21 protein-coding genes are annotated in these 20,192 nt (G+C 63.3%); 10 read left to right on the top strand and 11 right to left on the bottom strand.

Translation table 11 applies throughout. The features are described from left to right. On the top strand, nt 1-1,095 hold a 1,095-nt coding region (locus tag VMA74_RS13915; protein ID WP_325367941.1), incomplete at its 5' end, for a YncE family protein. A gap of 64 nt (nt 1,096-1,159) precedes the next feature. Here VMA74_RS13915 and fabV read toward each other — a convergent pair. Beyond that, complete coding sequence (gene fabV, locus VMA74_RS13920) at nt 1,160-2,365, bottom strand: enoyl-ACP reductase FabV (protein WP_325367943.1); 1,206 nt, start codon at nt 2,363-2,365, stop codon at nt 1,160-1,162. 173 nt (nt 2,366-2,538) lie between these two features. On the opposite strand from fabV, the gene VMA74_RS13925 reads away from it, so the two are divergent. Beyond that, the gene (locus tag VMA74_RS13925; protein ID WP_325367945.1) at nt 2,539-2,703 is read left to right on the top strand and encodes a hypothetical protein; all 165 of its coding nucleotides are present in this window, start codon (nt 2,539-2,541) and stop codon (nt 2,701-2,703) included. Here VMA74_RS13925 and VMA74_RS13930 read toward each other — a convergent pair whose 3' ends face one another. Together VMA74_RS13930 and VMA74_RS13935 are read right to left on the bottom strand one after the other, a co-directional pair. After that, nucleotides 2,704-4,683, bottom strand: coding sequence for a ferritin-like domain-containing protein (locus VMA74_RS13930; protein WP_325367946.1), 1,980 nt, complete (start codon nt 4,681-4,683; stop codon nt 2,704-2,706). Nucleotides 4,684-4,895: 212 nt separating this feature from the next. Then, a complete protein-coding gene (locus tag VMA74_RS13935) occupies nt 4,896-5,660 on the bottom strand; it encodes an SDR family NAD(P)-dependent oxidoreductase (RefSeq protein ID WP_325367948.1) in 765 nt (254 codons plus the stop codon). Nucleotides 5,661-5,784: 124 nt separating this feature from the next. On the opposite strand from VMA74_RS13935, the gene VMA74_RS13940 reads away from it, so the two are divergent. Both VMA74_RS13940 and VMA74_RS13945 read left to right on the top strand, forming a co-directional pair. After that, complete coding sequence (locus tag VMA74_RS13940; RefSeq protein ID WP_325367950.1) at nt 5,785-6,687, top strand: LysR family transcriptional regulator; 903 nt, start codon at nt 5,785-5,787, stop codon at nt 6,685-6,687. Nucleotides 6,688-6,797: 110 nt separating this feature from the next. Further along, nucleotides 6,798-8,231 (top strand): alkaline phosphatase family protein, encoded by a 1,434-nt coding sequence (locus VMA74_RS13945; RefSeq protein ID WP_325367952.1) that lies wholly within the window; start codon nt 6,798-6,800, stop codon nt 8,229-8,231. A gap of 31 nt (nt 8,232-8,262) precedes the next feature. Here the strand turns inward: VMA74_RS13945 and VMA74_RS13950 are convergent, their stop codons facing one another. The 4 genes from VMA74_RS13950 to VMA74_RS13965 form a co-directional block, all read right to left on the bottom strand. Continuing rightward, nucleotides 8,263-9,177 carry a helix-turn-helix domain-containing GNAT family N-acetyltransferase gene (locus VMA74_RS13950; RefSeq protein ID WP_325367954.1) on the bottom strand — a complete coding sequence of 305 codons (915 nt, stop codon included), beginning with the start codon at nt 9,175-9,177 and terminating at the stop codon, nt 8,263-8,265. Nucleotides 9,178-9,262: 85 nt separating this feature from the next. Beyond that, nucleotides 9,263-9,997, bottom strand: coding sequence for a 2OG-Fe dioxygenase family protein (locus VMA74_RS13955; protein WP_325367956.1), 735 nt, complete (start codon nt 9,995-9,997; stop codon nt 9,263-9,265). Nucleotides 9,998-10,171: 174 nt separating this feature from the next. After that, nucleotides 10,172-10,714 carry a Spy/CpxP family protein refolding chaperone gene (locus VMA74_RS13960; protein WP_325367958.1) on the bottom strand — a complete coding sequence of 181 codons (543 nt, stop codon included), beginning with the start codon at nt 10,712-10,714 and terminating at the stop codon, nt 10,172-10,174. A 78-nt stretch (nt 10,715-10,792) separates the two neighbouring features. Then, nucleotides 10,793-11,146: a hypothetical protein gene (locus VMA74_RS13965; RefSeq protein ID WP_325367960.1), complete on the bottom strand. Its 354-nt coding sequence runs from the start codon at nt 11,144-11,146 to the stop codon at nt 10,793-10,795. A 279-nt stretch (nt 11,147-11,425) separates the two neighbouring features. Here VMA74_RS13965 and VMA74_RS13970 point away from each other — a divergent pair, with 279 nt between their 5' ends. Beyond that, a complete protein-coding gene (locus VMA74_RS13970; RefSeq protein ID WP_325367962.1) occupies nt 11,426-11,911 on the top strand; it encodes a DUF3455 domain-containing protein in 486 nt (161 codons plus the stop codon). A gap of 81 nt (nt 11,912-11,992) precedes the next feature. Here the strand turns inward: VMA74_RS13970 and VMA74_RS13975 are convergent, their stop codons facing one another. Continuing rightward, nucleotides 11,993-13,108, bottom strand: a complete 1,116-nt coding sequence (locus VMA74_RS13975; RefSeq protein WP_325367964.1) for a calcium:proton antiporter — start codon at nt 13,106-13,108, stop codon at nt 11,993-11,995. A gap of 335 nt (nt 13,109-13,443) precedes the next feature. On the opposite strand from VMA74_RS13975, the gene VMA74_RS13980 reads away from it, so the two are divergent. Next, a complete protein-coding gene (locus tag VMA74_RS13980; RefSeq protein ID WP_325367966.1) occupies nt 13,444-14,139 on the top strand; it encodes a transposase in 696 nt (231 codons plus the stop codon). Nucleotides 14,140-14,145: 6 nt separating this feature from the next. Here VMA74_RS13980 and VMA74_RS13985 read toward each other — a convergent pair whose 3' ends face one another. Together VMA74_RS13985 and VMA74_RS13990 are read right to left on the bottom strand one after the other, a co-directional pair. Beyond that, nucleotides 14,146-14,496 carry a metalloregulator ArsR/SmtB family transcription factor gene (locus tag VMA74_RS13985; protein ID WP_325367968.1) on the bottom strand — a complete coding sequence of 117 codons (351 nt, stop codon included), beginning with the start codon at nt 14,494-14,496 and terminating at the stop codon, nt 14,146-14,148. Continuing rightward, a complete protein-coding gene (locus VMA74_RS13990; protein ID WP_325367970.1) occupies nt 14,480-14,941 on the bottom strand; it encodes an SRPBCC family protein in 462 nt (153 codons plus the stop codon). Before VMA74_RS13990 ends, VMA74_RS13985 begins: the two co-directional genes overlap by 17 nt. A 184-nt stretch (nt 14,942-15,125) precedes the next feature. Here VMA74_RS13990 and VMA74_RS13995 point away from each other — a divergent pair, with 184 nt between their 5' ends. From VMA74_RS13995 to VMA74_RS14005, 3 genes are all read left to right on the top strand, one after another. Then, nucleotides 15,126-15,491 (top strand): YciI family protein, encoded by a 366-nt coding sequence (locus tag VMA74_RS13995; RefSeq protein WP_325367972.1) that lies wholly within the window; start codon nt 15,126-15,128, stop codon nt 15,489-15,491. Further along, the gene (locus tag VMA74_RS14000) at nt 15,488-16,741 is read left to right on the top strand and encodes an RNA polymerase sigma factor (RefSeq protein ID WP_325367974.1); all 1,254 of its coding nucleotides are present in this window, start codon (nt 15,488-15,490) and stop codon (nt 16,739-16,741) included. The genes VMA74_RS13995 and VMA74_RS14000 overlap by 4 nt, the downstream gene beginning before the upstream one ends. Nucleotides 16,742-16,826: 85 nt before the next feature. After that, nucleotides 16,827-18,089: an MFS transporter gene (locus VMA74_RS14005; protein WP_325367975.1), complete on the top strand. Its 1,263-nt coding sequence runs from the start codon at nt 16,827-16,829 to the stop codon at nt 18,087-18,089. A 69-nt stretch (nt 18,090-18,158) separates the two neighbouring features. On the opposite strand, the gene VMA74_RS14010 is transcribed toward VMA74_RS14005, so the two are convergent. Then, a complete protein-coding gene (locus VMA74_RS14010; protein ID WP_325367977.1) occupies nt 18,159-19,334 on the bottom strand; it encodes a YXWGXW repeat-containing protein in 1,176 nt (391 codons plus the stop codon). 270 nt (nt 19,335-19,604) lie between these two features. Here VMA74_RS14010 and VMA74_RS14015 point away from each other — a divergent pair. After that, a partial coding sequence (locus tag VMA74_RS14015; RefSeq protein WP_325367979.1) for a 2OG-Fe(II) oxygenase occupies nt 19,605-20,192 on the top strand: 588 nt, incomplete at its 3' end.

The following is a 20,192-nucleotide window of genomic DNA, read 5'->3' on the forward strand; positions in this document are numbered from 1 at the left end:
GCCGTCGCTGCGGCACAAACCGTGCAGACCGTGCCCGGCATGCCGCCGGTCACCAACCCCCATGACATGTACAGCGACGCGGGCTACAACATGTTCAGCCCGGCGGTGGCCGGTGCGTTGCCGCGCATCTACGTGCCGAACCTGCGTTCGGATGACGTGTACGTGATCGACCCGCATACCTTCAAGGTCATCGACAAGTTTCCGGTCGGCCACAGCCCGCAGCACGTGGTGCCGTCGTGGGATCTGAAAACGCTGTGGGTGACCAACAACGCCGAAGGCCGCACGGACGGCAGCCTCACGCCGATCGATCCCAAGACCGGCAAGCCGGGCAAGGCTTATCCGGTCGACGATCCGTACAACATGTACTTCACGCCGGACGGCAAGGAAGCGATCGTAGTGGCTGAAGCGCATGCGCGGCTGGACTTCCGCGATCCGCACACCATGGTGCTGAAGTCGAGCGTGAACGCGCCCGAGTGCAAGGGCATCAACCACGCCGATTTCTCGATCGACGGCCGCTACGCCATCTTTACCTGCGAGTTCGGCGGCAAGCTGGTGAAGATCGACATGGTCAACCGCAAGGTGCTTGGCTATCTGCAGCTCAGCAAGCGCGGCATGCCGCAGGACATCCGTGTATCGCCCGACGGCAAGGTGTTCTATGTCGCCGACATGATGGCCGATGGCGTGTATCTGATCGATGGCGACAGCTTCAAGCAGATCGGCTTCATCAGGACCGGCATCGGCACGCACGGCCTGTATCCCAGCCGCGACGGCACCAAGCTGTACGTCGCCAACCGCGGCTCCAACAAGGTGCACGGTCCGCGCAACGGTCCGGGCAGCGTGTCGGTGATCGACTTCGCCACGCGCAAGGTGGTGGCCAACTGGCCGATCCCGGGTGGCGGCAGCCCTGACATGGGCAATGTCACGGCGGACGGCAAGTGGTTGTGGCTGTCCGGCCGTTTCGACGACGTGGTGTATGCGTTCGATACCACGACCGGCAAGGTGAAGATCATCAAGGTGGGCATGGAACCGCACGGCCTGGCGGTGTGGCCGCAGCCGGGACGGTATTCGCTGGGACATACCGGCATCATGCGTTGATGCGAAAAAGGCCGGCAAATGCCGGCCTTTTCGTTGGGGCTGGTGATTTCTTCGGCGGCGTCCGTTACAACTGCACCACGTCGAAACTCACATCCGGATTGACGTCCGCGTTGTAATCCACATCCTTGTGGCCAAAGCCGAACAAGCCCAGGAATTCATGCTTGTAACCGGCGTAGTCGGTCACTTCCCACAGATTCTCCGTGCTCACTTGCGGCCACAGCGCCTTGCAGGCCTGTTGCACGTCCTCGCGCAATTCCCAGTCGTCCAGGCGCAGGCGCCCTTCCTTGTCGGTGGGCGGCGGCGTGCCGTCCTCGCGATACAGGCAATCGTGGAACAGGCGGTTGGCCTGCTCGATGGTGCCTTCGTGGATGCCTTTGTCCTTCATGATGCGGAACACCATGGAGACGTACAGCGGAATCACCGGGATGGCCGAGCTGGCCTGCGTCACCACCGACTTCATCACGCCCACGTACGCCTGCAGGTGCTGCGCGGCATAGCGCTGGTTGAGCTCGTGCGCGGTGTTGTCCAGATGCTGCTTGGCCTGGCCGATGGTGCCGTGCCAGTAGATCGGCCAGGTGATTTCGGTGCCGACGTAGCTGTAGGCCACGGTGGTGGCATGGTCGGCCAGCACGCCGGCCTTGCTCAGCGCATCGATCCACAAGGCCCAGTCCTCGCCGCCCATCACGGCGACGGTGTCCTTGATTTCCTGCTCGTTGGCTGGCGCCACGGTGACCTGCACGACGGTATCCCGGTTGGTATCCACGGTGGAGGCGGTGAACGGCTCGCCGATGGTTTTCAGGGTGGAGCGCACCACCTCGCCGGTGTCGGGCAGCTTGCGCACGGGCGAGGCCAGCGAGTAGATCACCAGGTCGACCTGGCCGCCCATGTTTTTCTTGATCATCGCGATCGCGCGTTCGCGGGTTTCGTTGGAAAACGCATCGCCGTTGATGGAGCCGGCATACACGCCGGCGCGCTTGGCCAGCTTGTGGAATGCCGCGCTGTTGTACCAGCCGGCGGTGCCGGGCTTGTCCTGGCTGGATGGCCTTTCGAAGAACACGCCCAGCGTGGCAGCGCCGAAACCGAAGGCCGCGGTAATGCGCGAAGCCAGGCCATACCCCGTGGAGGCGCCGATCACCAGCACGCGCTTGGGGCCGGTGGCGGTGGCGCCCCTGGCCTTGGTGATGCCGATTTGCTCGAGCACGTTCTTCTCGCAGCCGACGGGATGCGCCGTGACACAGATAAAGCCGCGAACCTTGGGATGGATGACCACGAATAATCCTCACCGGATGGACACAAGGCCGCCATTCTAAAGGGGGAGGGGGACCATGCGCTTCCGCAGGGAGCCGGTTTCCTTTGTACGTATTCTTTACGCAATCCGTACCGGACCTTCCTTCGGGCAGTCGGATAGTGGTTTCCCGTCACCGCTGCGAGAGGAGCGCTAACATGCCCACCCATCCGCACGAAGAAGCCCCACGCCGCGAAGCCGGCGAACCCTACGATCCGCATAAGCGCCGCGGGCCGCCGCAACGCCTGGAAGACACCACCGACAGCGGTGATGCCTTGAATGATACGGGTGAAGACAACCAGCGCTGCAAGGAAGAAAAGTGATCAGTCGCCGTCGGCGATGAACCCCACCCTGGCGTGGCTGCCATCGCAAAACGGCTTGTTCTGGCTGTGCCCGCAACGGCACAGGTAGGTGCTGGTGACGCGCGCCACCATGCGGCCGGTGCCGCTGACGATTTCCAGATTGCCGCGCACGCACAGCGGGCCGTTCCGTTGCGGATCGATCTGCAGCGGCCCATCGCGCACCGGCAGCGCATCGGTGGCCGGTCCGGTGGGCGGCTCGCCGCTGGCGGTAAAGCCTGCATCGTGATGCGAGCCATCGCAAAAAGGCTTGTTCTTCGATGCGCCGCAACGGCACAGCGTGGCGCGAAAACCGGCCGGTTTCCCACTTAGGCGCAGGTCGCCGCGAAAGGCATACGGCCCCGCCTCGCGCGTGGCGGCCAGATTCACCGGCGGCGCGGTTTCGTCCGGCCGTCCGTCGCGCCGCCTGTATTGAATGGCGCCGGAGGGGCAGGCGTGTGCAATCTCCGCTAGCCGCTCCACGTCCATCGCATCGGGAAAGAGCCAGGCACCTTGCACGTTGGCAAGAAACACCTTGGGTGCGCCGGTGACGCAGAAGCGTGCGTGGATGCAGCGCTTGGCATCGAACAGCAAGCTGAGTTTTTCTCCCTCGACCTGCTCGATGCCGTCTTGCACGGCGGAAGGCGGCGGCGCCGGAGCCGGCGCTGCCGCGGCGGATGCGCTCGCCGCAACCGATGGTGCGGGGCGCTCAAGATCGAAACCCTGCTCGGCTTGCCGCGCGAGGTGCGCAAACACCGATGCTGCGGCAAGCGTGCGTGGATCGCCCGAGGTACTCAGGCGTTCGGCCGCTTCCGCCAGTTGCCGGAAACGCTCGCGGAAGAAGCGGCGCGCGCTCGGGCCGGGCGGCAGCGGGGAGGCGTCGCGCAAGGTGATGAACGACACGCCGGCATGACAGTCCGGATTCGACGGCCCCGCCGGCAGCCGCGCCGCACGCTCCGCCAACGGCGCCAGCGCACGCATCAAGCCAATACCCAGATCGAGCGACAGGTTTTTGTCCGGATCGGGCGCGGGGACGGTGTAGGTGTAGGCGAGCAGCCGCTGCATCAGGCCGTACGCGGCATTGGCCAGGTCCACCGTGGCGATGGCATCGGCATCTTCCAGCCATACGCGGCCTTCCGGACGCGGTGGACGGCGCAACACCGGGTTGGTGGCGGCAGGGAAAGCAGGTCTGAACGAGGGATCGGCCGCGAGCAATGCCTGGTATTCCGCGCGGATCGCCGCGAAACGCTGGTAATGCGAATTCTCGGTGTTCTCCTGGGCGCCTTCGCCTTGCGTAATGATGGATTCGAAGGCGGCCAGGGCGGTCTTCAGGCAGATCACTTTATTCGCGCCCGGCAGCGACACCTCGGCGCTGGACAATTGCAGGGCAGGGTTGCCGCACATCGCGCCCGCTTCGCCATGCTCGTCCACCAGCAGGCGCAAGCCCTTGCCCAGCGTTTGATAGAACTCGCCGACAGTGTCGTAATTGATCCCCATCGGCGTAAGACGCGGGCCGTTTGCGCCGCGCACGAAATGGCGCTCCGGCTCGAAGCCTTCGCCATCGGGTTCGGTGGAGCCTGCCGGACGCTCCAGGTAAATGAAATGCTGCAGCGTGGCCAGGTTGAACGGCGCCAGCTTCACCACTACGCCGGCCGGCAGATAGCCAGGATCGAGCGGAAAATTCGAGCGCCCCACCCGCGGCGCGCCACCCAGCGCCACCGTGATGTTCCATACCGACATCAGATGGCCCATCTCTTCGATCGCCACCTGCAGGATGCTGTGTTTCCAGCGCTTGATCGCCTCGAGCTGCCCGGCCGTCACGCCTTCCTCTACCGCCGACTTCAGCGAGAAGGCGGCGTAGAGGTAGGTGCACATCAGGCAGTGTTCGAGCTCGGCCGCTTCGTAGAGCGCGTGCAGCGCCTGTTCGCGGCTGAGAGCGGTATGGGAAGGACTGTAGCTGACCACGGCTCGGATCCCTCTTGGTGTCAGGTAGGAAAAGGTACACCGATTGGGTTACATGCGCTTTGTCGGCCAAGGGATGCTCTGATTACTTCAGCGTAGGTCGCAGCGGCCTGCGATGGATTAAATCAGAGCATCCCAAGGAACTGCAGCCGTTCCCGGGAGGCTAAAGTCGGTTGTGGCAAAAATGCGGACATTTGACGTCCGCATGCTTCCCACTACACAAACATCCCACCCGAAGCCTCGATCCGCTGCGCGTTGATCCACCCGCTTTCCTTCGACAGCAGCATGGCCACCACGCCGCCGATATCGTCCGGCAAACCCACGCGACCCAATGCGGTCTGCGAAGCGACGAAGGCATTCACATCCGCGTTGTCGCGCACCGTGCCGCCGCCGAAGTCGGTTTCGATCGCACCGGGCGCCAGCGTGTTGACGGCGATACGGCGCGGGCCGAGCTCCTTGGCGAGATAGCGCGTCAGCACTTCGATCCCGCCCTTCATTGCGGCATAGGCCGAATAGCCGGGCAGCGCAAAACGCGCCAGGCCGCTGGAGACATTGAGGATGCGTCCGCCATCTTCGATCATCGGCAGCAGCGTCTGGGTGAGGAAGAACGTGCCCTTGAAGTGAATGTTCATCAGCTCGTCGAATTGCGCTTCGGTGGTTTCCGCAAAGCTGACATGGATGCCGATGCCGGCGTTGTTGACCAGATGGTCGAAGCGCTCGCGCTGCCAGTGTTCCTTCAACACCGTGCGCAACTGCGTGGCGAATGCCGCAAAGCTGGAGGCCTTGCCCACGTCCAGCGGCAGCGCGACCGCGCGGCGGCCGAGTTTGCCGATCGCCGCAACCACCGCATCGGCTTCGACCTGGTTGGAGCGATAGGTCAGCACCACGTCGCTACCGTGTTCGGCCAGCTGCAATGCCATGTTCTTGCCCAGGCCGCGGCTGCCGCCGGTGATCAGGGCGATGGGAGTGCTCGTGCTCATGGGTGTCTCCTTGAATGGAAGCGGGAACCAACGGCGAGCAGAATATTGATCTGTACTCATCGCATAAATCGTCCGATCATGAGTGCTGTGTTCGTAAACGACGAACAATCGGGCGAGGCGGGCGATGAACCGGATCGAGGCCATGCACATCTTCGTGCGGGTGGCGGAATTGACCAGCTTTACCAGGGCGGCCGACAGTCTTGGCCTGCCCAAGGCCAGCGCGTCCACCGCCGTGCAGCAGTTGGAAGCACAACTCGGCACGCAGCTGCTGCATCGAACCACGCGCCGCGTACAACTGACGCAAGACGGACAGCGCTTCTACGAACGCTGCAAGGACGTACTGGCGGACCTGGACGAACTGGGCAGCATGTTCCAGCAGGCGCCGCAAGCGCTGAGCGGCCGTTTGCGCGTGGACATGAACAGCGGCATCGCCCGGCACGTGATCGAACACCTGCCGCAATTCCTGCGCGAGCATCCGGGCATCCAGGTAGAGCTGAGCTGCACCGATCGCCGCGTGGACGTGGTGGCGGAGGGTTTCGATTGCGTGGTGCGCGTGGGCACGCTGACCGATTCCAGCCTGATCATGCGGCCGCTGGGGCAGTACCGCATCGTCAATTGCGCCAGCCCGGCTTACCTGAAGGCATACGGCGTGCCGCGTACGCTGGACGATCTGGCGCATCACCATTTGATCCATTACGTCTCCGTGCTCGGCCAGCGCGCGCCCGGTTTCGAATACATGGAAGGCACGCAATGCCGCTACGTGCCCATGCAAGGCGTGCTTACCGTCAACAGCGTCGAAGCCTATGCCAACGGCTGCCTGGCCGGCCTCGGCATCACGCAGACGCCCCGCGCCGGCGTCGCGCAGCTGTTGCGCGACGGACGCCTGGTGGAAGTGCTGCCGCAGTACGAGGCCGAACCGATGCCGGTGTCGCTGCTGTATGCGCAGCGGCGCAATCTGTCGATACGCGCGCAGGTGTTCATGGATTGGCTGGCGGACATCTTGCTGCCGTACGTGGATCGCCTCTGAATGGTGGGGCGCAGTCGCGGAAAACTGTCATCGGGTTTGACTAAGGTAACCACGGTCATGCGCGCCTGCGCGCGTCGTGACGTTTTCTTCACACACAAGGATGCATCCCAATGGCGACTTCCGGCAAAGCGTTATCCGCGATCAACCACATCGTCGTGCTGATGCTGGAAAATCGCTCCTTCGATCACATGCTCGGTTTTCTCTACGCCGACGCAGGCAATGTGTCGCCGGCCGGCCAAGCGTACGAAGGGCTCACCGGCAAGGAATCCAATCCGGACGGCAGCGGCACGCCGGTCGGCGTGTTCAAGATCCAGGGCGGCACCAGCAGCACGTACTTCATGCCGGGCGCCGATCCCGGCGAAGGCTACACCGCCACCAACGCGCAGCTGTTCGGCAGCAATACCGCGCCGACGCCGCCGACCGCCACCAACCAGGGGTTCGTCACCAATTTCGCATACACCTTGAGCTGGGAATCGAAAAGCAAAGGCTATTCGATCCTGCCCGGCACCACCGCCAACGACATCATGGGCATGCACACGCCGCAAACCTTGCCGGTGCTTTCCGCGCTGGCGCGTGGCTTTGCGGTGTGCGATCACTGGTACGCCTCGGTGCCCACGGAAACCTTGCCCAATCGCGCCTTCGTGCATGCGGCGACCTCGCAAGGGCATCTGGACGACAAGACCAAGACCTTCACCGCGCCGACCATCTACACCGCACTCAGCCAGCACAACATCAGTTGGAAAATCTACGGTTACGATGCCGATCCGCTGACGCGCCAGACCTTCACCGACATCACCAACCTGGCTGACAGTTACTTCGGGCAGTTCACCGATTTCCAGTCGGATGCGGCCAACGGTACGTTGCCTTCCTACAGTTTTCTGGAACCCAGCTGGGGTTCCAAAGGCAACAGCCAGCATCCCAATTACGATGTGGCGCTGGGCGAGCAATTCATCCACGACGCGTACTACGCGCTGCGCAACAGTCCATCGTGGAACCAGACGCTGTTGATCGTGACCTACGACGAACACGGCGGCTGTTACGACCACGTGCCGCCGCCCACCAACGCGGTGCCGCCGGACAGCTCGGCGGGTGAATACGGTTTCGATTTCAAACGCTTTGGGCCACGCGTGCCGACGCTGCTGATTTCGCCGCTGATTCCTGCCGGTACGGTATATCGTGCAGCGGGCGCCACGCCGTTCGATCACACCTCGATTCTCAAGACGGTGGCGCAACGCTGGGGGTTGCCGGCGCTCACCGCACGCGATGCCGCGGCGCCGGATGTGAGTAGCGTGCTCAGCCTGGCGACGCCGCGCACGGACGATCCGCTATCCGGCGTGGCGGTGCCGCAGTCGAAAGGCAAGAATCCGTCGGCCAACAAGCCTTCGCACATCCAACAGGTGTACGCGGAACTGGCCGGACACCTGCCGATGCCTGATCCGGCCCCCGGCGCACAGCCGGGCATCGCAAAGCTGGAAACCGCCGATGACTATGACCGGTATATCAAGCAGCGGGTGGATGCGTGGAAGGCGCGGCGCAGGCGGTAGGCGTTCATGCATGCGTGAACGCCTGGCATGGTCATCCCTGCTTGCCCAGGTATTTGCGCATGAAAAGCGTGGCCTGCGGATTGTCGTTGTAACGTTCGCAACGCGCGTAACCGCGCCTTTCATACAAGGCGATGGCCGCTTTCAGGTCGTCATAGCTGTCGAGGTAAATCCACTCGATGTCCTGGCTGCGGGCAAACGTTTCCTGTGCATCGAGCAGCCTGTCAGCAACATGCCGGCCGCGCGCGGCGGGTTTCACATAAAGGCGCTTGCATTCGCTGGCGCGCGGCATGGCGGCCAGCTTGCGCAACGCCACGCATCCCACCACGTCATCGCCCAGATACGCCAGCCACAGGCCGGAGGCCGGCGTGTCGATCAGCTGCTGGATGCTGCCGGGTTTGTCCCGCTGCACCACATGCACCGCTTCGTAGTATTCGTGAATGATGGCCAGTGCATCGTCGTCGACCTTGGCGAGGCGCACGATGCGCAAGGGTTGCGCGTGGCCTTCAAGCAAGCGGCGCACATCCGTCAGTGACGTCACCAGTGCCTCCCGATCGGCGGTGTTCAGATGCGCGAGCATGGCATGGATATGCAGCATGGACTGTTGATTGAGGCGTTGAACGGCCTTTTGCCCGGTGGCCGTGAGCACCAGCGGTTTTTCGCGAGCATCCGTATCGGAGGTGACGCGGCGGATCAGCTTGCGCCGGATCAGCCCCGACAGCAGCCGACTCAGGTAGCCCGCATCCAGCTCCAGTGTTTCCTGCAGTGCCGAGGCCGTCAGCTTCGGTTGGGCGCTCACCTCGTACAGGATGCGCGCTTCGGTCAGTGCAAATTCGCCGTCGAGGTGTCGTCGGCGCAGCAAGCCGAGCCGGGCGGTGTAGAAGCGGTTGAATTCACGGATCGCAGCGATCTGTTGCGCAAGCTGTGGCTGCATCGATCTGGCGTTCATGGGGCGACTCTAAAGCCACATAGTTGCTTTTGGCAACCATGTGGAAAGTCATGCGGAATCCCCATCGTGGCTCGAACCGTTTGGATCAGGATTTGGCGCGGAACGTCACCACCAGCACATCCCGATGCGCCGGTTCGCCGGGAACCAGCGGTGTTACCGGCGTTACGCCGTGAAACACGCGCGGATCATGGATCAGCGCCGCATCGAACGGATGGCTAAGGGTGAAATCGCCCAGCGCCTCGCCTTGCGGCGTGTGGATGGTGGTGGTGCCGCTGGCGATGTTGTGACGATCGATCAGCAGCACCAGCACGAAATCCACGCCATCGCGATGACTGCCTTCGGGCGTCGGTTCGCCCGCCGCATGGGAGCTGGCCTCGATGCGGAACTGATGCACTTCCACATGCCAGTTCGGAGTGGCCGGTGCGAGCGAACTGAAGAAGCGGTTGCAGAAGGTGAGGATGGTGCAGAGGCTGTGGCCGTTTGCGATGGCCGCATCGACCGGCTCGAACCAGCGTTCGATATCGCCCTGCAAAACGTTGTATTGCAGCGACTGGTAATGCGCTTGATGGGGCGCAAGCTCGACGCCGTCATGCGCATGGGCGACGTACGTGGCATGGCGCCGGCGCCGTTGCCGCCCGGTCGCGGCAAGGTAGGGATCGGGGCCGAGCTGGTTCCAACTGGCGGTGAAGTTGTCCCAATCCGACAGATCGCCCGATGCTTGCAGCAACGGCTGCATGACATCGGCGGTAACGAAGGAAAAACCGTCGCGCTTTACGGCGTCGAACAACGTGAGAACAGGCGAATCGATGCGGCTTTGCATGGCGGCAGTATACAGCCGGGCTTGCCTGGCCCCGCGTAGTTTGGGCTGTCTCCCAAACTACGCGCTGGCATTGTTTTGGCCGAAGCCGAGCGGTGTGTCGTTCCAGTACATCCAACAAAAAGGCCGAAGGCAGTGACGCCTCCGGCCTTGGCCTGCGCGATGCCAGGCGGCGGATCAGCCGCTGGATGTCGATGCGGCGCTGGCTGGCTTGCTTTCCTTGCTGCCGTGTTCTTTATGCCCACCCATGCGCTGCTTCGGCGGGCGATTGCGGAACAGCTCATCGGCGGTCTGCTTTTGTTCCGGCGAAAGCGTGGCATACAGGTCGCTGAAAGCCGACGACAGTTTCTGCATGTTGTCCGCATTGAGTTGCGCCAGTTGCGCATAGGACTTCATGGAGTCGTCCGCGCTCATGCTTTCCATCTTCTGGTGGCGTTCGTGCAGCGCTTGGCCGGTCCTTTTCGCGTTGTCGCGCATGACCTGGGCATAGGCGTTCCACTGGCTCGATTCTGCATCGGTGATGCCGAGCTCTTCATGCAGGTCGTTGATCTGCTGTTCCACTTCATCCATGCGCCGCTGCATATGGGATTTCTTGGCAGCCGGCGCGGTTGCGGAAGACGAGGCTGAAGCAGGCGCCGCGCTTTGCGCCATGGCGGTGCCGCCGAGCAGGGCCAGAGACAGCGCGATGGGTAAGGCAGCCTTGCTGAAAAGGTTTTTCATGAGGGGAAGCTCCGATTCATGAGTGTGGCCCGGGAACGAGCCAAGCAGGGATGACGTGGCTGGGTGCGCTTGCAGCGATCAATATCCCTGGGGTGGGTAGCCGTTTTGGTAATAGACCACGCCAGGCGGCGGAGGCGGCGGCGGTGCGGACGACTGATACACCACGCCCGGCGGCGGTTGCGACGCTGAAGCGGCGGAGTTGGCGATGGCGACCCCGGCCACGACACCGAGCAGGCCGGCGGCGATGGCCACGCCTGCGTTGTCGCCACCGCGGTGGCGGCGATCCCAGCGTGGCGGCGGCGGAGGCGGCGGCCGGTGCCAACCGCGGTCGGGAGGACCGCGATGTTGGGCCTGAACCGGCATGGATGGCGCGATGACTGCCACAGCGATGGCTATGGCGGCGAGTTGTCGGTATAGCGGGGTGCGAGTCATCAACTTACCCTCCTTCCAATGCAGCGGTTGTCGCAGGCATCCGGCCAGCTTGGGATGCTTGCGAAGACGGATCTCACAGGGCGCCGCTGCAACCGAAACGTCTGGCGCGTGCAGCGGACAACCGTGGCCGGAGTGTATGCCAAACGCCGTGCAGGTTCATGGCGGGTCGCAAGCGAGGCTGGCAACGGTTCATGTAGCCTGCATCGGTTGTAACGCGCAGGCAAAACAATAGACGTTTATGCTTGGCCCGCCATCGTGCAACCTGATCAGGAGAACATCATGCAAAGCGCTCGTGCTTACTGGGTTTTCGCGCTCGCCGTTTTTGCCGGCGGGATTCACGCGCAAGGGCAGGCTGCCAAGCCTCACGCCATCGAGGCGTTCGCCAAAGGCGTGCAGATTTACAGCTGCAAGGGCGCCGGTGGCAGTTATGCCTGGGCACTGAAAGCGCCAGACGCAAGCTTGAGCGATGCCAAGGGCCATGCACTGGGCAAACATTTTGCAGGGCCAAGCTGGCAGGCTGAAGACGGCAGCGTGGTGGTGGGCGAGCCGTTGAATGTTTCGCCTTCGCCCGATCCTGGCGCGGTGACGTGGCTGGTGTTGCGCGCCAAGTCGCATACGGGGCAGGGCGACATGGCGAGCGTGCAGTACATTGTCCGCACGCGCACGGAAGGCGGTGTAGCGCCGCCTACAGGATGCGATGCTGCGCACGCTGGCGCCGAGGTGCGTGTGCCGTACAGCGCGGTCTATCTGTTTTTCCGCGGTTGAACGAGGCGCGCGGCGTGCTGCGGATCGCGATGATGTTCCGGAGATGCGCAGCGCCATGCCGCCCATGTCGGAACGGCATGCTCAGGGACTGAACACCAGCACGACGAACACTGCGAACAGCGAAAGATGCACCGCACCTTCCAGCATGGTGGTGCGGGCGCTGGAAAAGGTCATGGCGCTGAGTATCAAGGTCGCCATCAGCATCACGATGCCGGATGGCGGCAAGCCCAGCAGCACGGACTGGCCGGTGTAAAGGCTGATGGCGAGCACCGCGGGCACGGTAAGCCCAAGGGTGGAGGCTGCCGAGCCCAGGCAAAGATTGATGGCGCGGGTCAGTCGATCCGCGCGTGCCGCGATCAGGGCGGAAATACCTTCCGGTGCGAACACCAGGATGGCGATGATGATGCCGCCGAGCGCCTTCGGCGCACCTGCGACGGCAATGCCATAGTCGAGAATTTTCGCCAGGTTCTTGGACAGGATGACGATGGGCAGGATATTCGCCAGCAGCAGGCCGAAATGCAGCAGCAGCTGTTTCCGGTCGATGGTGGCTCGATGTGCTTGCGCCATGTCTTGGTGATCGGCCGGTTGTTCGTCGACGGTGACGAAGTAGCCGCGATGCCGTCCCGTCTGCAACCACAGGAAAACCCCGTACAAGGCGATGGTGAGCAGCGAGAAGACCAGCGCCTGCGGCGGCGCCAGCGAGCCATCGGTGGTGGACGTGGTGAAGTCAGGCAACACCAGGGCAATGATGGTCAGGGGAATGATCACCGACAGATATGCCGACGCGCCCTTGAGGTTATACGTTTGCTCGTAGTGACGAAAACCGCCGAGCAGCAGGCCAAGCCCCACCACGCCGTTGAGCACGATCATCAGCACCGCATACATGGTGTCGCGCGCCAGCGTGGAACTGCCGCTCGAACCGAGCATCACCGCGGAAATCAGCACCACTTCGATGACCACGATGGACAGCGTCAGTACCAGCGTGCCGAGCGGCTCGCCCAGCATGTCGGCCAGTTCTTCGGCCTCGTGCACCACGCCGAAGGCGACCCACACGATCACCAGGAACAGCCACGCAAACAACAGCGAGGCCGCCAGCGGACTGCTCAGGTGGCCCACCCATGGCGAGCCGAACAGCACGAACACTGCGACGGTCAGCCAGCCGGCAATCGGGCGCATCGTTGTCACGGTTTTGGGCATGCAGTTTTTACACTCCAGCGTTCGCTCCGGATATTACCGAGCGGCCGTGCGTGCGTCTCTTTTGCGGCTATTTCGTTAATTGAATCTGTCCCCATTTGCACTGTGTCACAGTGTGCGCTTGCCGTCACGGTATTTTCACCCGCGGGGCGATAAGGCTAGTTGCACAGCTTCTGTGTTGCCTGCTTCGGTCACGTCGTGAAGCGGGTGCTATTCGATTCGATTCACGCAGATTCGCAGAATAACGCGACGTTGTAGCGTGCCACGGTCTCGAAGAAACAGAGTGCCATCGGCAATAAACGCGACCGCAACACGCATCGCCGCATGGAGGCTACACGATGCCACGATCGCCACGGTTCGACCTTGCTTACGTGCCCCAGCACATCATCCAGCGCGGACACGACGGTTGCGCGTGCTTTTATGGTCACGCGGATTACCGCACTTATCTCGTGCAGTTGTTGCATGCCAGTTCGCGCTGGGATTGCGCCGTGCACGCCTACGTGCTGATGCCCAATCACGTGCATCTGTTGGTGACGCCCTCGCATGTGGGTGCGCTGGCGCACATGATGCAGTGTATCGGCCGCAACTACGTCAGCTACTTCAATACTATCTACCACCGTTCGGGCACGTTGTGGGAAGGGCGTTTCAAATCCTGCCTGGTCGGTAGCGATTATTTGCTGGTCTGCCAGCGTTACATCGAGCTCAATCCGGTGCGTGCCGGATTGGCCGGCGAGCCGTCGGCCTATGCATGGTCGAGCCATGCCTGCCATGCGCTCGGGGTGCCTGACCCGGTGATCGCGCCGCATGCGGAGTATGCGGCGCTCGGCAGTTATTCCGAGCAACGCATGCGCGCCTATCGCCAGTTGTTCGAGGTGGATATCGAGCAGGACGTATTGCGGGACATTCGCACGTATATCCAGCAGCAGCGTGCGCTGGGTTCGCCGGCATTCCAGACACGGGTGGAGCAGGTGCTTGGAAGGTATGCAAGGGCCAGGCCCGCGCATCGGCCACGCAAGCAGCAGATGTTTCAGTAAACGCGTTTACGTTTCCAGCGTTGCTTTCAATCGTCGCAGGGCGTGGTCCCATTGCGCGGTCATGACATCGAGCGAGCGGCGAGCCTCGTCCAATCGCGAAGCCTGCAACTCCCACCGGCGCTCGCGTCCTTGCCGAAGGTCGCGCACCAGGCCGGCCTCGGCCAGCACCTGCAAATGCTTGGTGACCGCTTGCCGCGTGATGTCGGTGCCGGCGGTCAACTGAGCGGTGGACAACGCGCTGCCGGCGCAGAGCAGGGCGATCAGGCGCAAGCGCGTTTCATCCCCCAGCGCTGCGAAGACCGGTACGGCTTTGTGCAGCAGCGGGAATTTGCTGCTTGCGCTAGTGCGAGCTGACATAGGCGTCGATGTTGGTCATTTGCGCATCCCAGCCGCCGCTGTTCATGCGGAAAGCTTCCAGCCGACGGTGCGCGGGGATCTGCTCGAAGCCCGATTCCACCAGGCGCAGCAGCGTGCCTTCGGCGGTTTCTTCCAATTCGAAGCTCACCATCGTGGTGGGCTCCTGTGAGTAATCCACGTTGAGGTCGACCGCGTAAGGATGCCAGCGGAAGGAAAGCAGCCGCTCCGGTTCGATGCGTTCCACCACCACGTTCCAGGTCAGGTGTTCGTAGCCTGGGTAAGTGATGTTTCCTGCGCACGACTCGCCGGCCACGAAGTGTTTTCCTTTCAGCGCGACGCCGAACCATTCGCCGAAGGATTCGGCATCCGCCAATGCGCGCCACACTTTCGAGCGAGGAGCCTTGATGTGGATCTGTCGTTCGATGCGATCGGTCGATGTGTTCATGGGCAACCTCCTGGTTGCATATTGGTCCCGGCTCGGCATTCGTGCAACCTTTTGGTTGCACTTCGGCGGCCGCGCTGGCATGGCACGGAATGGTTATGCTCGCCACGGATGTCCGATGGGCGGCGGCTCGTGCGTCACAGGCATGGCGGAGCATGCCGCCCGCCCCAACCAACGGAGAATTCCCATGCAATACCTACTTCTGCTTTTTTCCGACGAAACCGGCTGGAACCGCATGTCCAGCGCGGAACAGAAACAAGGCGTGGCGGTCTACCATGCCTATACGGAGGCCTTGAAAAAGGCCGGCGCATGGGTGGGTTCCAATCGCCTGCAAGACACCCACACTGCCACCACCGTGCGCGTGGTCGAGGGGAAATCCCAAGTGCTGGATGGACCGTATGTCGATTCCAAGGAACAGCTCGGCGGCTATTACCTGATCGAGGCGGCCGACCTCGACGCCGCGCTCGCCTGGGCCGCGCGCTGTCCCGGCGCAAGCCACGGCACCATCGAAGTACGGCCGGTGTGGCCGGTGCAGGAATACGCCACGGCGTGAGAGGGCATGCGCCAGCGCAGGCGACCGCCAACGCCGTAGCGCGCCGTAGCTACGGCAAGCTGCTCGCCTATCTCGCCGCCGACATGCGTGACGTGTCGGCGGCCGAGGATGCGTTATCCGAAGCCTTCGCCGCCGCGCTGGCCGATTGGCCGCAACATGGTTGCCCGGACAATCCCGAATCGTGGTTGATGACGGTGGCGCGGCGCAAAGGCATCGATGGCGCGCGGCGGCGGCGCAGTGGCGAAGCCGCCTCGGTACAGCTGCAGGCGATCGCGGACATGCATGCCGAATGCGTGGAAACGGGCGAGGGGGAACTTTTCCCCGATCGCCGCCTGGCCTTGTTGTTTGCCTGCGCGCATCCGGCCATCGAGGTGAACATTCGCGCGCCGCTGATGCTGCAGACGGTGCTGGGCCTGGAAGCCAAAACCATCGCCTGCGCGTTTCTGGTCTCGCCCGACGCGATGTGCAAACGGCTGGGGCGGGCGAAACAGAAGATCCGCGAAGCCGGTATTCCTTTCTCCATCCCCGAACGCGACGCATGGAACGAGCGGCTGGAGGCGGTGCTTGCGGCGATCTATGCCATCTATGCCGAAGGTTGGAGCGAACCAGACGATGCCGATCTCACCCGCCGCGACCTGGTCGACGAAGCCATCTTTCTGGCGCGCCTGCTGGCGGAGCTGTTGCCGCAGGAACCGGAAACCCTCGGCCTGTTCGCCGGCATGCTGTACACCGAAGCCCGCCGGCGTGCGCGGCGCAGCGCGCAAGGCGAGTACGTGCCGTTGGCCGAGCAAGACATGCGCAGTTGGGATACCGGCATGATCGAGGAGGCCGAAGCCTTGTTGCAGCGTGCAAGCGTGCTTGGTCGCATCGGCCGCTACCAACTCGAAGCTGCGCTGCAATCGGCGCATATCGAGCGCCGACGCTCCGGGCGTCGCGACTGCACGCCGGAAGTGCAGCTCTACGATGCCTTGTACGCGCTCACCCATTCCCCGGTGGTGGCGCTCAATCGCGCGTTGGCCATTGCAGAACGGGATGGCCCTGATGCGGCCATCGCGATCATCCGTGCGTTGTCCGACGACAAGCGATTGGCCGAGTATCAGCCGTATTGGGCCGCGCGTGCCGCCTTGTTTGCGCGTGCGGGCGATCAACCAGAAGCCATGCATGCGTACGACATGGCGATCGGGCTTGCGCGTGATCCGGCGGTAAGGCGGTTCTTGCAGCGGCAGCGGGATGCAGCAGGTTGGCGGTGAGCGCCCGCAATCACGCCGTGCCTTTGCGCCGCCAACGTCCTGGTCTGGCAGAATCAGCCGCTCCGCTCCCCGGGAAGCCAAGCACATGCGTGACGCCGTAACCGCTCCGGTCAATTCACCCGGCCGGGTTCTGTTTGCCAGCCTGATCGGCACCACCATCGAATTCTTCGATTTCTACATCTATGCCACGGCAGCGGTATTGGTGTTTCCGAAATTGTTCTTTCCGGCTGGCGATGCCGCCACGGCAACCTTGCAGTCGTTCGCCACGTTCGCGCTGGCGTTTGTGGCGCGGCCGATCGGTTCGGCCGTGTTCGGCCACTTCGGCGATCGCATCGGCCGCAAGGCGACGCTGGTGGCGGCGCTGCTGACCATGGGCATCTCCACCGTGATGATCGGTGTGCTGCCCACCTATCACCATATCGGCCTGCTGGCGCCGGCGCTGCTGGCGCTGTGCCGCCTGGGGCAGGGCCTGGGGCTGGGGGGCGAGTGGGGCGGGGCGGTGTTGCTGGCGATCGAGAATGCACCGCCGGGCAAGCGCGCGTGGTACGGCATGTTCCCGCAGCTCGGCGCACCGCTCGGTTTTCTTGCCGCCACCAGCCTGTTTCTGTGGCTGACCGAGAAAATGGGCGATGCCGCCTTCTTCGCCTGGGGCTGGCGCGTGCCGTTCCTGGCCAGTTCGGTGCTGGTGCTGGTCGGCTTGTGGATGCGCCTGCGCCTGACCGAAACCCCCGCGTTCGCGCGGGCGGTGGCGATGCACGAGCGGGTGAAGGTGCCGATGCTTAACGTGTTTGCCCAGCATCCGCGTGCGCTCATCGCCGGTACGTTTGCGGCGTTGGCCACGTTCGTGATCTTCTACCTGATGACGGTGTTCGCGCTGAGCTGGGCTACGTCCAAGCTGGGCTATTCGCGCGAATCGTTCCTGATCGTGCAGATGGTCGGCGTGCTGTTCTTTGCGTTGCTGATTCCGTTTTCGGCGTGGCTGGCCGACAAGCGCAGCGGATGGTTTGCGATGCGGCTTGCCACGGTGCTGATCATTGTCTTCGGCATTGCCTATGCGCCGCTATTCGAGCGCAGCGGCCTACTGTTCATGGTGGTGGGCATGTGCATCGTCGGTATCACGTATGGTCCGCTGGGCACCGTGCTGGCGCAGATGTTTCCCACTGCCGTGCGCTATACGGGCGCGTCGCTGGCGTTCAACCTGGCCGGCATTTTCGGCGCGTCGCTGGCGCCGTATCTCGCCACCTGGCTGGCCAAGACTTACGGCTTGGCTTACGTGGGGTATTACCTGTCGGCAGCGGCCGTGCTGACCTTGCTGGCCTTGTTGGCGAAACCGCGCGAGACGATGTAGCGGCTATTTGTTTAATGAAAAAAAGCCCCGGCCAGCGCGCGCTGCCGGGGCTTTGTCGTTCAGCGGGATTTATCCGCCTTGCGGATGTTGTTCCTCGTGCTTGTTCTCATGGGCGGGCGGTGCCTGATGCGGTCTTTCCGTGGGGTGGGGTGCTGGCGCCGGGCGCGGTGCCGGGTGATAAGCCGGGGCCTGGGGTGCGGGGTGATACGCCGGCGCCGGGCGAGCTTCGGGACGCGGCGGTTCCGGTGCCCTCTCGGGCGGTGCAGGCGCCGCCTCGGGACGCGGTTGCGCGTGCGGTGCGGCGAAATGTTCCGGCTGCTCCATCGGGCGATTCGGTGCTACGGGCGCATGCGCTGCTGCTGCATTCGGGCTTTGTCCGGGATGGGGTGCGAAATGTTCGGAAGGCAGGCCAGGACGTTGCCCAGGTTCCGGACGGGCCGCCGGACCGGGATGCGGTCCCGTTGCTGCAGGCGCATGCGCGCCACGTGCCGCAACGATGCCTGCGCCGGTAAACGCGGCGGGCCGTGCCGTGGCGGCAATCGGCGGAACGCCGTGGTTCACCGATGCGCGCAATGCCGGGTTCTGGCGCGCCATCGTCATCTGCTGCCGCTGTGCTGCTACCGGCGGTGTGTGCTGCGCCCGCTGGTAGGCCACTTGCTGCGGCGTCGGTTGCGCGCGCACGCCGCCGTTGCCGCCGTTGTAGCTCACGCGATTGACGGTGACGTTGTTGACCACGGTCTGGTTGTACACGTTGGTCACGTGCACGTTGCGGATGTTGTTGACCGTGCGGTTGTAATAGAACCCGTGCGGCCCCCAGCGACCCCCTTCGTAGCCGTGGCCGGTATAGCCGAAGCCGTAGTCGATGCCGCCGTAGTAACCCACTTCGCGGCCCCAGTAGCCTTCATGGAAAACGTACACGCCGCCGTCCCAGCCCCAATAGCCCGGCGTCCACAATGCACCGGTATACGGCGCCAACACCCAGGTGCCGGGTACCCAGTAGTATTCGGCGCCATCCCAGGCCCAATAGCCCGGCACCCAGATGTAGCCGTCAGCAGGAATGGGCGGCTGCTCGTAAACCGGCAACGGCGGTGGCGGCGAACCGACCGTGATGGATACACCGACGGATACCTGTGCCTGTACCGGTGTCGCCATGAATGCAAAAGCTGCGGCGGAGAGCACGCAAGCGCCGAGCGCCAGCGCACTGCAACGCGTTGCAGCTTTTCGCAACAGAACATGGTGTTTCATGGATGATCCTCGCCTCCGTGATTCGTGGGACACACACTAGCGCATGCCGTGCAAGGGAAGGCGGAGTAGGTTCCGTGGCCGTTCCACTTCAATTAAGCGGCGCGACGAGGTTCAACGCCGTGTTGACATGCAAGCACTTGTACGGCTTGCGCAATCGGCACATGAATCTGGACGAAACACGCGCGGCGAACGTACCTGGCAACTTGGCAAGAATCGGAGTGCGGCGAGCCGTGGCACGGCGTAACTTGGCGGTTTGCCGAGGAGCGTTCGATGAAAAGTCATCCCCCCGAGTTGTCTGCGCAGGCGCCGAGTGTCGATCGTGACAAGCTCGACTGGCCGCATCTCGCTGCAGACCTCGATCGTTACGGTGTGGCCAGCATTCCCGCACTTCTGCCGGCGGACGCGTGCCGTTCGCTGGCTGCACTGTATGGCGACGACCGTCGCTTCAGAAGCCGGGTGGTGATGGCAAGGCATGGATTTGGCAGCGGCGAATACAAGTATTTTGCGTATCCGTTGCCGGCGCCGATCCAGGAGCTTCGCACGGTTTTTTATCCGCCCTTGGCGCAGATCGCCAATCGCTGGAACCAGGCGATGGACATCGATGTGCGTTATCCGCAGACACACGCGTCTTACCTCGAGCGTTGCCATGCGGCCGGACAAACGCGGCCTACGCCGTTATTGCTGCAATACCGCGCCGGCGATTACAACTGCCTGCATCAGGATCTTTATGGCGAGCACGTCTTTCCGCTGCAGATGGCGATCCTGCTCTCGCGACCGGGCGAGGATTTCACCGGCGGCGAATTCGTGTTGACCGAACAGCGGCCGCGCATGCAATCACGCGTAGAAGTAGTGCCGCTG

The organism is Dyella sp. (assembly GCF_035508675.1).
Taxonomy (GTDB): domain Bacteria; phylum Pseudomonadota; class Gammaproteobacteria; order Xanthomonadales; family Rhodanobacteraceae; genus Dyella_B.

Coding starts and splice junctions, on each gene's coding strand:
- VMA74_RS13925 (WP_325367945.1), top strand. CDS start 2,539: ATGCCCACCCATCCGCACGAAGAAGCCCCACGCCGCGAAGCCGGCGAA.
- VMA74_RS13935 (WP_325367948.1), bottom strand. CDS start 5,660: ATGAGCACGAGCACTCCCATCGCCCTGATCACCGGCGGCAGCCGCGGC.
- VMA74_RS13940 (WP_325367950.1), top strand. CDS start 5,785: ATGAACCGGATCGAGGCCATGCACATCTTCGTGCGGGTGGCGGAATTG.
- VMA74_RS13945 (WP_325367952.1), top strand. CDS start 6,798: ATGGCGACTTCCGGCAAAGCGTTATCCGCGATCAACCACATCGTCGTG.
- VMA74_RS13950 (WP_325367954.1), bottom strand. CDS start 9,177: ATGAACGCCAGATCGATGCAGCCACAGCTTGCGCAACAGATCGCTGCG.
- VMA74_RS13955 (WP_325367956.1), bottom strand. CDS start 9,997: ATGCAAAGCCGCATCGATTCGCCTGTTCTCACGTTGTTCGACGCCGTA.
- VMA74_RS13960 (WP_325367958.1), bottom strand. CDS start 10,714: ATGAAAAACCTTTTCAGCAAGGCTGCCTTACCCATCGCGCTGTCTCTG.
- VMA74_RS13965 (WP_325367960.1), bottom strand. CDS start 11,146: ATGACTCGCACCCCGCTATACCGACAACTCGCCGCCATAGCCATCGCT.
- VMA74_RS13970 (WP_325367962.1), top strand. CDS start 11,426: ATGCAAAGCGCTCGTGCTTACTGGGTTTTCGCGCTCGCCGTTTTTGCC.
- VMA74_RS13975 (WP_325367964.1), bottom strand. CDS start 13,108: ATGCCCAAAACCGTGACAACGATGCGCCCGATTGCCGGCTGGCTGACC.
- VMA74_RS13980 (WP_325367966.1), top strand. CDS start 13,444: ATGCCACGATCGCCACGGTTCGACCTTGCTTACGTGCCCCAGCACATC.
- VMA74_RS13985 (WP_325367968.1), bottom strand. CDS start 14,496: ATGTCAGCTCGCACTAGCGCAAGCAGCAAATTCCCGCTGCTGCACAAA.
- VMA74_RS13990 (WP_325367970.1), bottom strand. CDS start 14,941: ATGAACACATCGACCGATCGCATCGAACGACAGATCCACATCAAGGCT.
- VMA74_RS13995 (WP_325367972.1), top strand. CDS start 15,126: ATGCAATACCTACTTCTGCTTTTTTCCGACGAAACCGGCTGGAACCGC.
- VMA74_RS14005 (WP_325367975.1), top strand. CDS start 16,827: ATGCGTGACGCCGTAACCGCTCCGGTCAATTCACCCGGCCGGGTTCTG.
- VMA74_RS14010 (WP_325367977.1), bottom strand. CDS start 19,334: ATGAAACACCATGTTCTGTTGCGAAAAGCTGCAACGCGTTGCAGTGCG.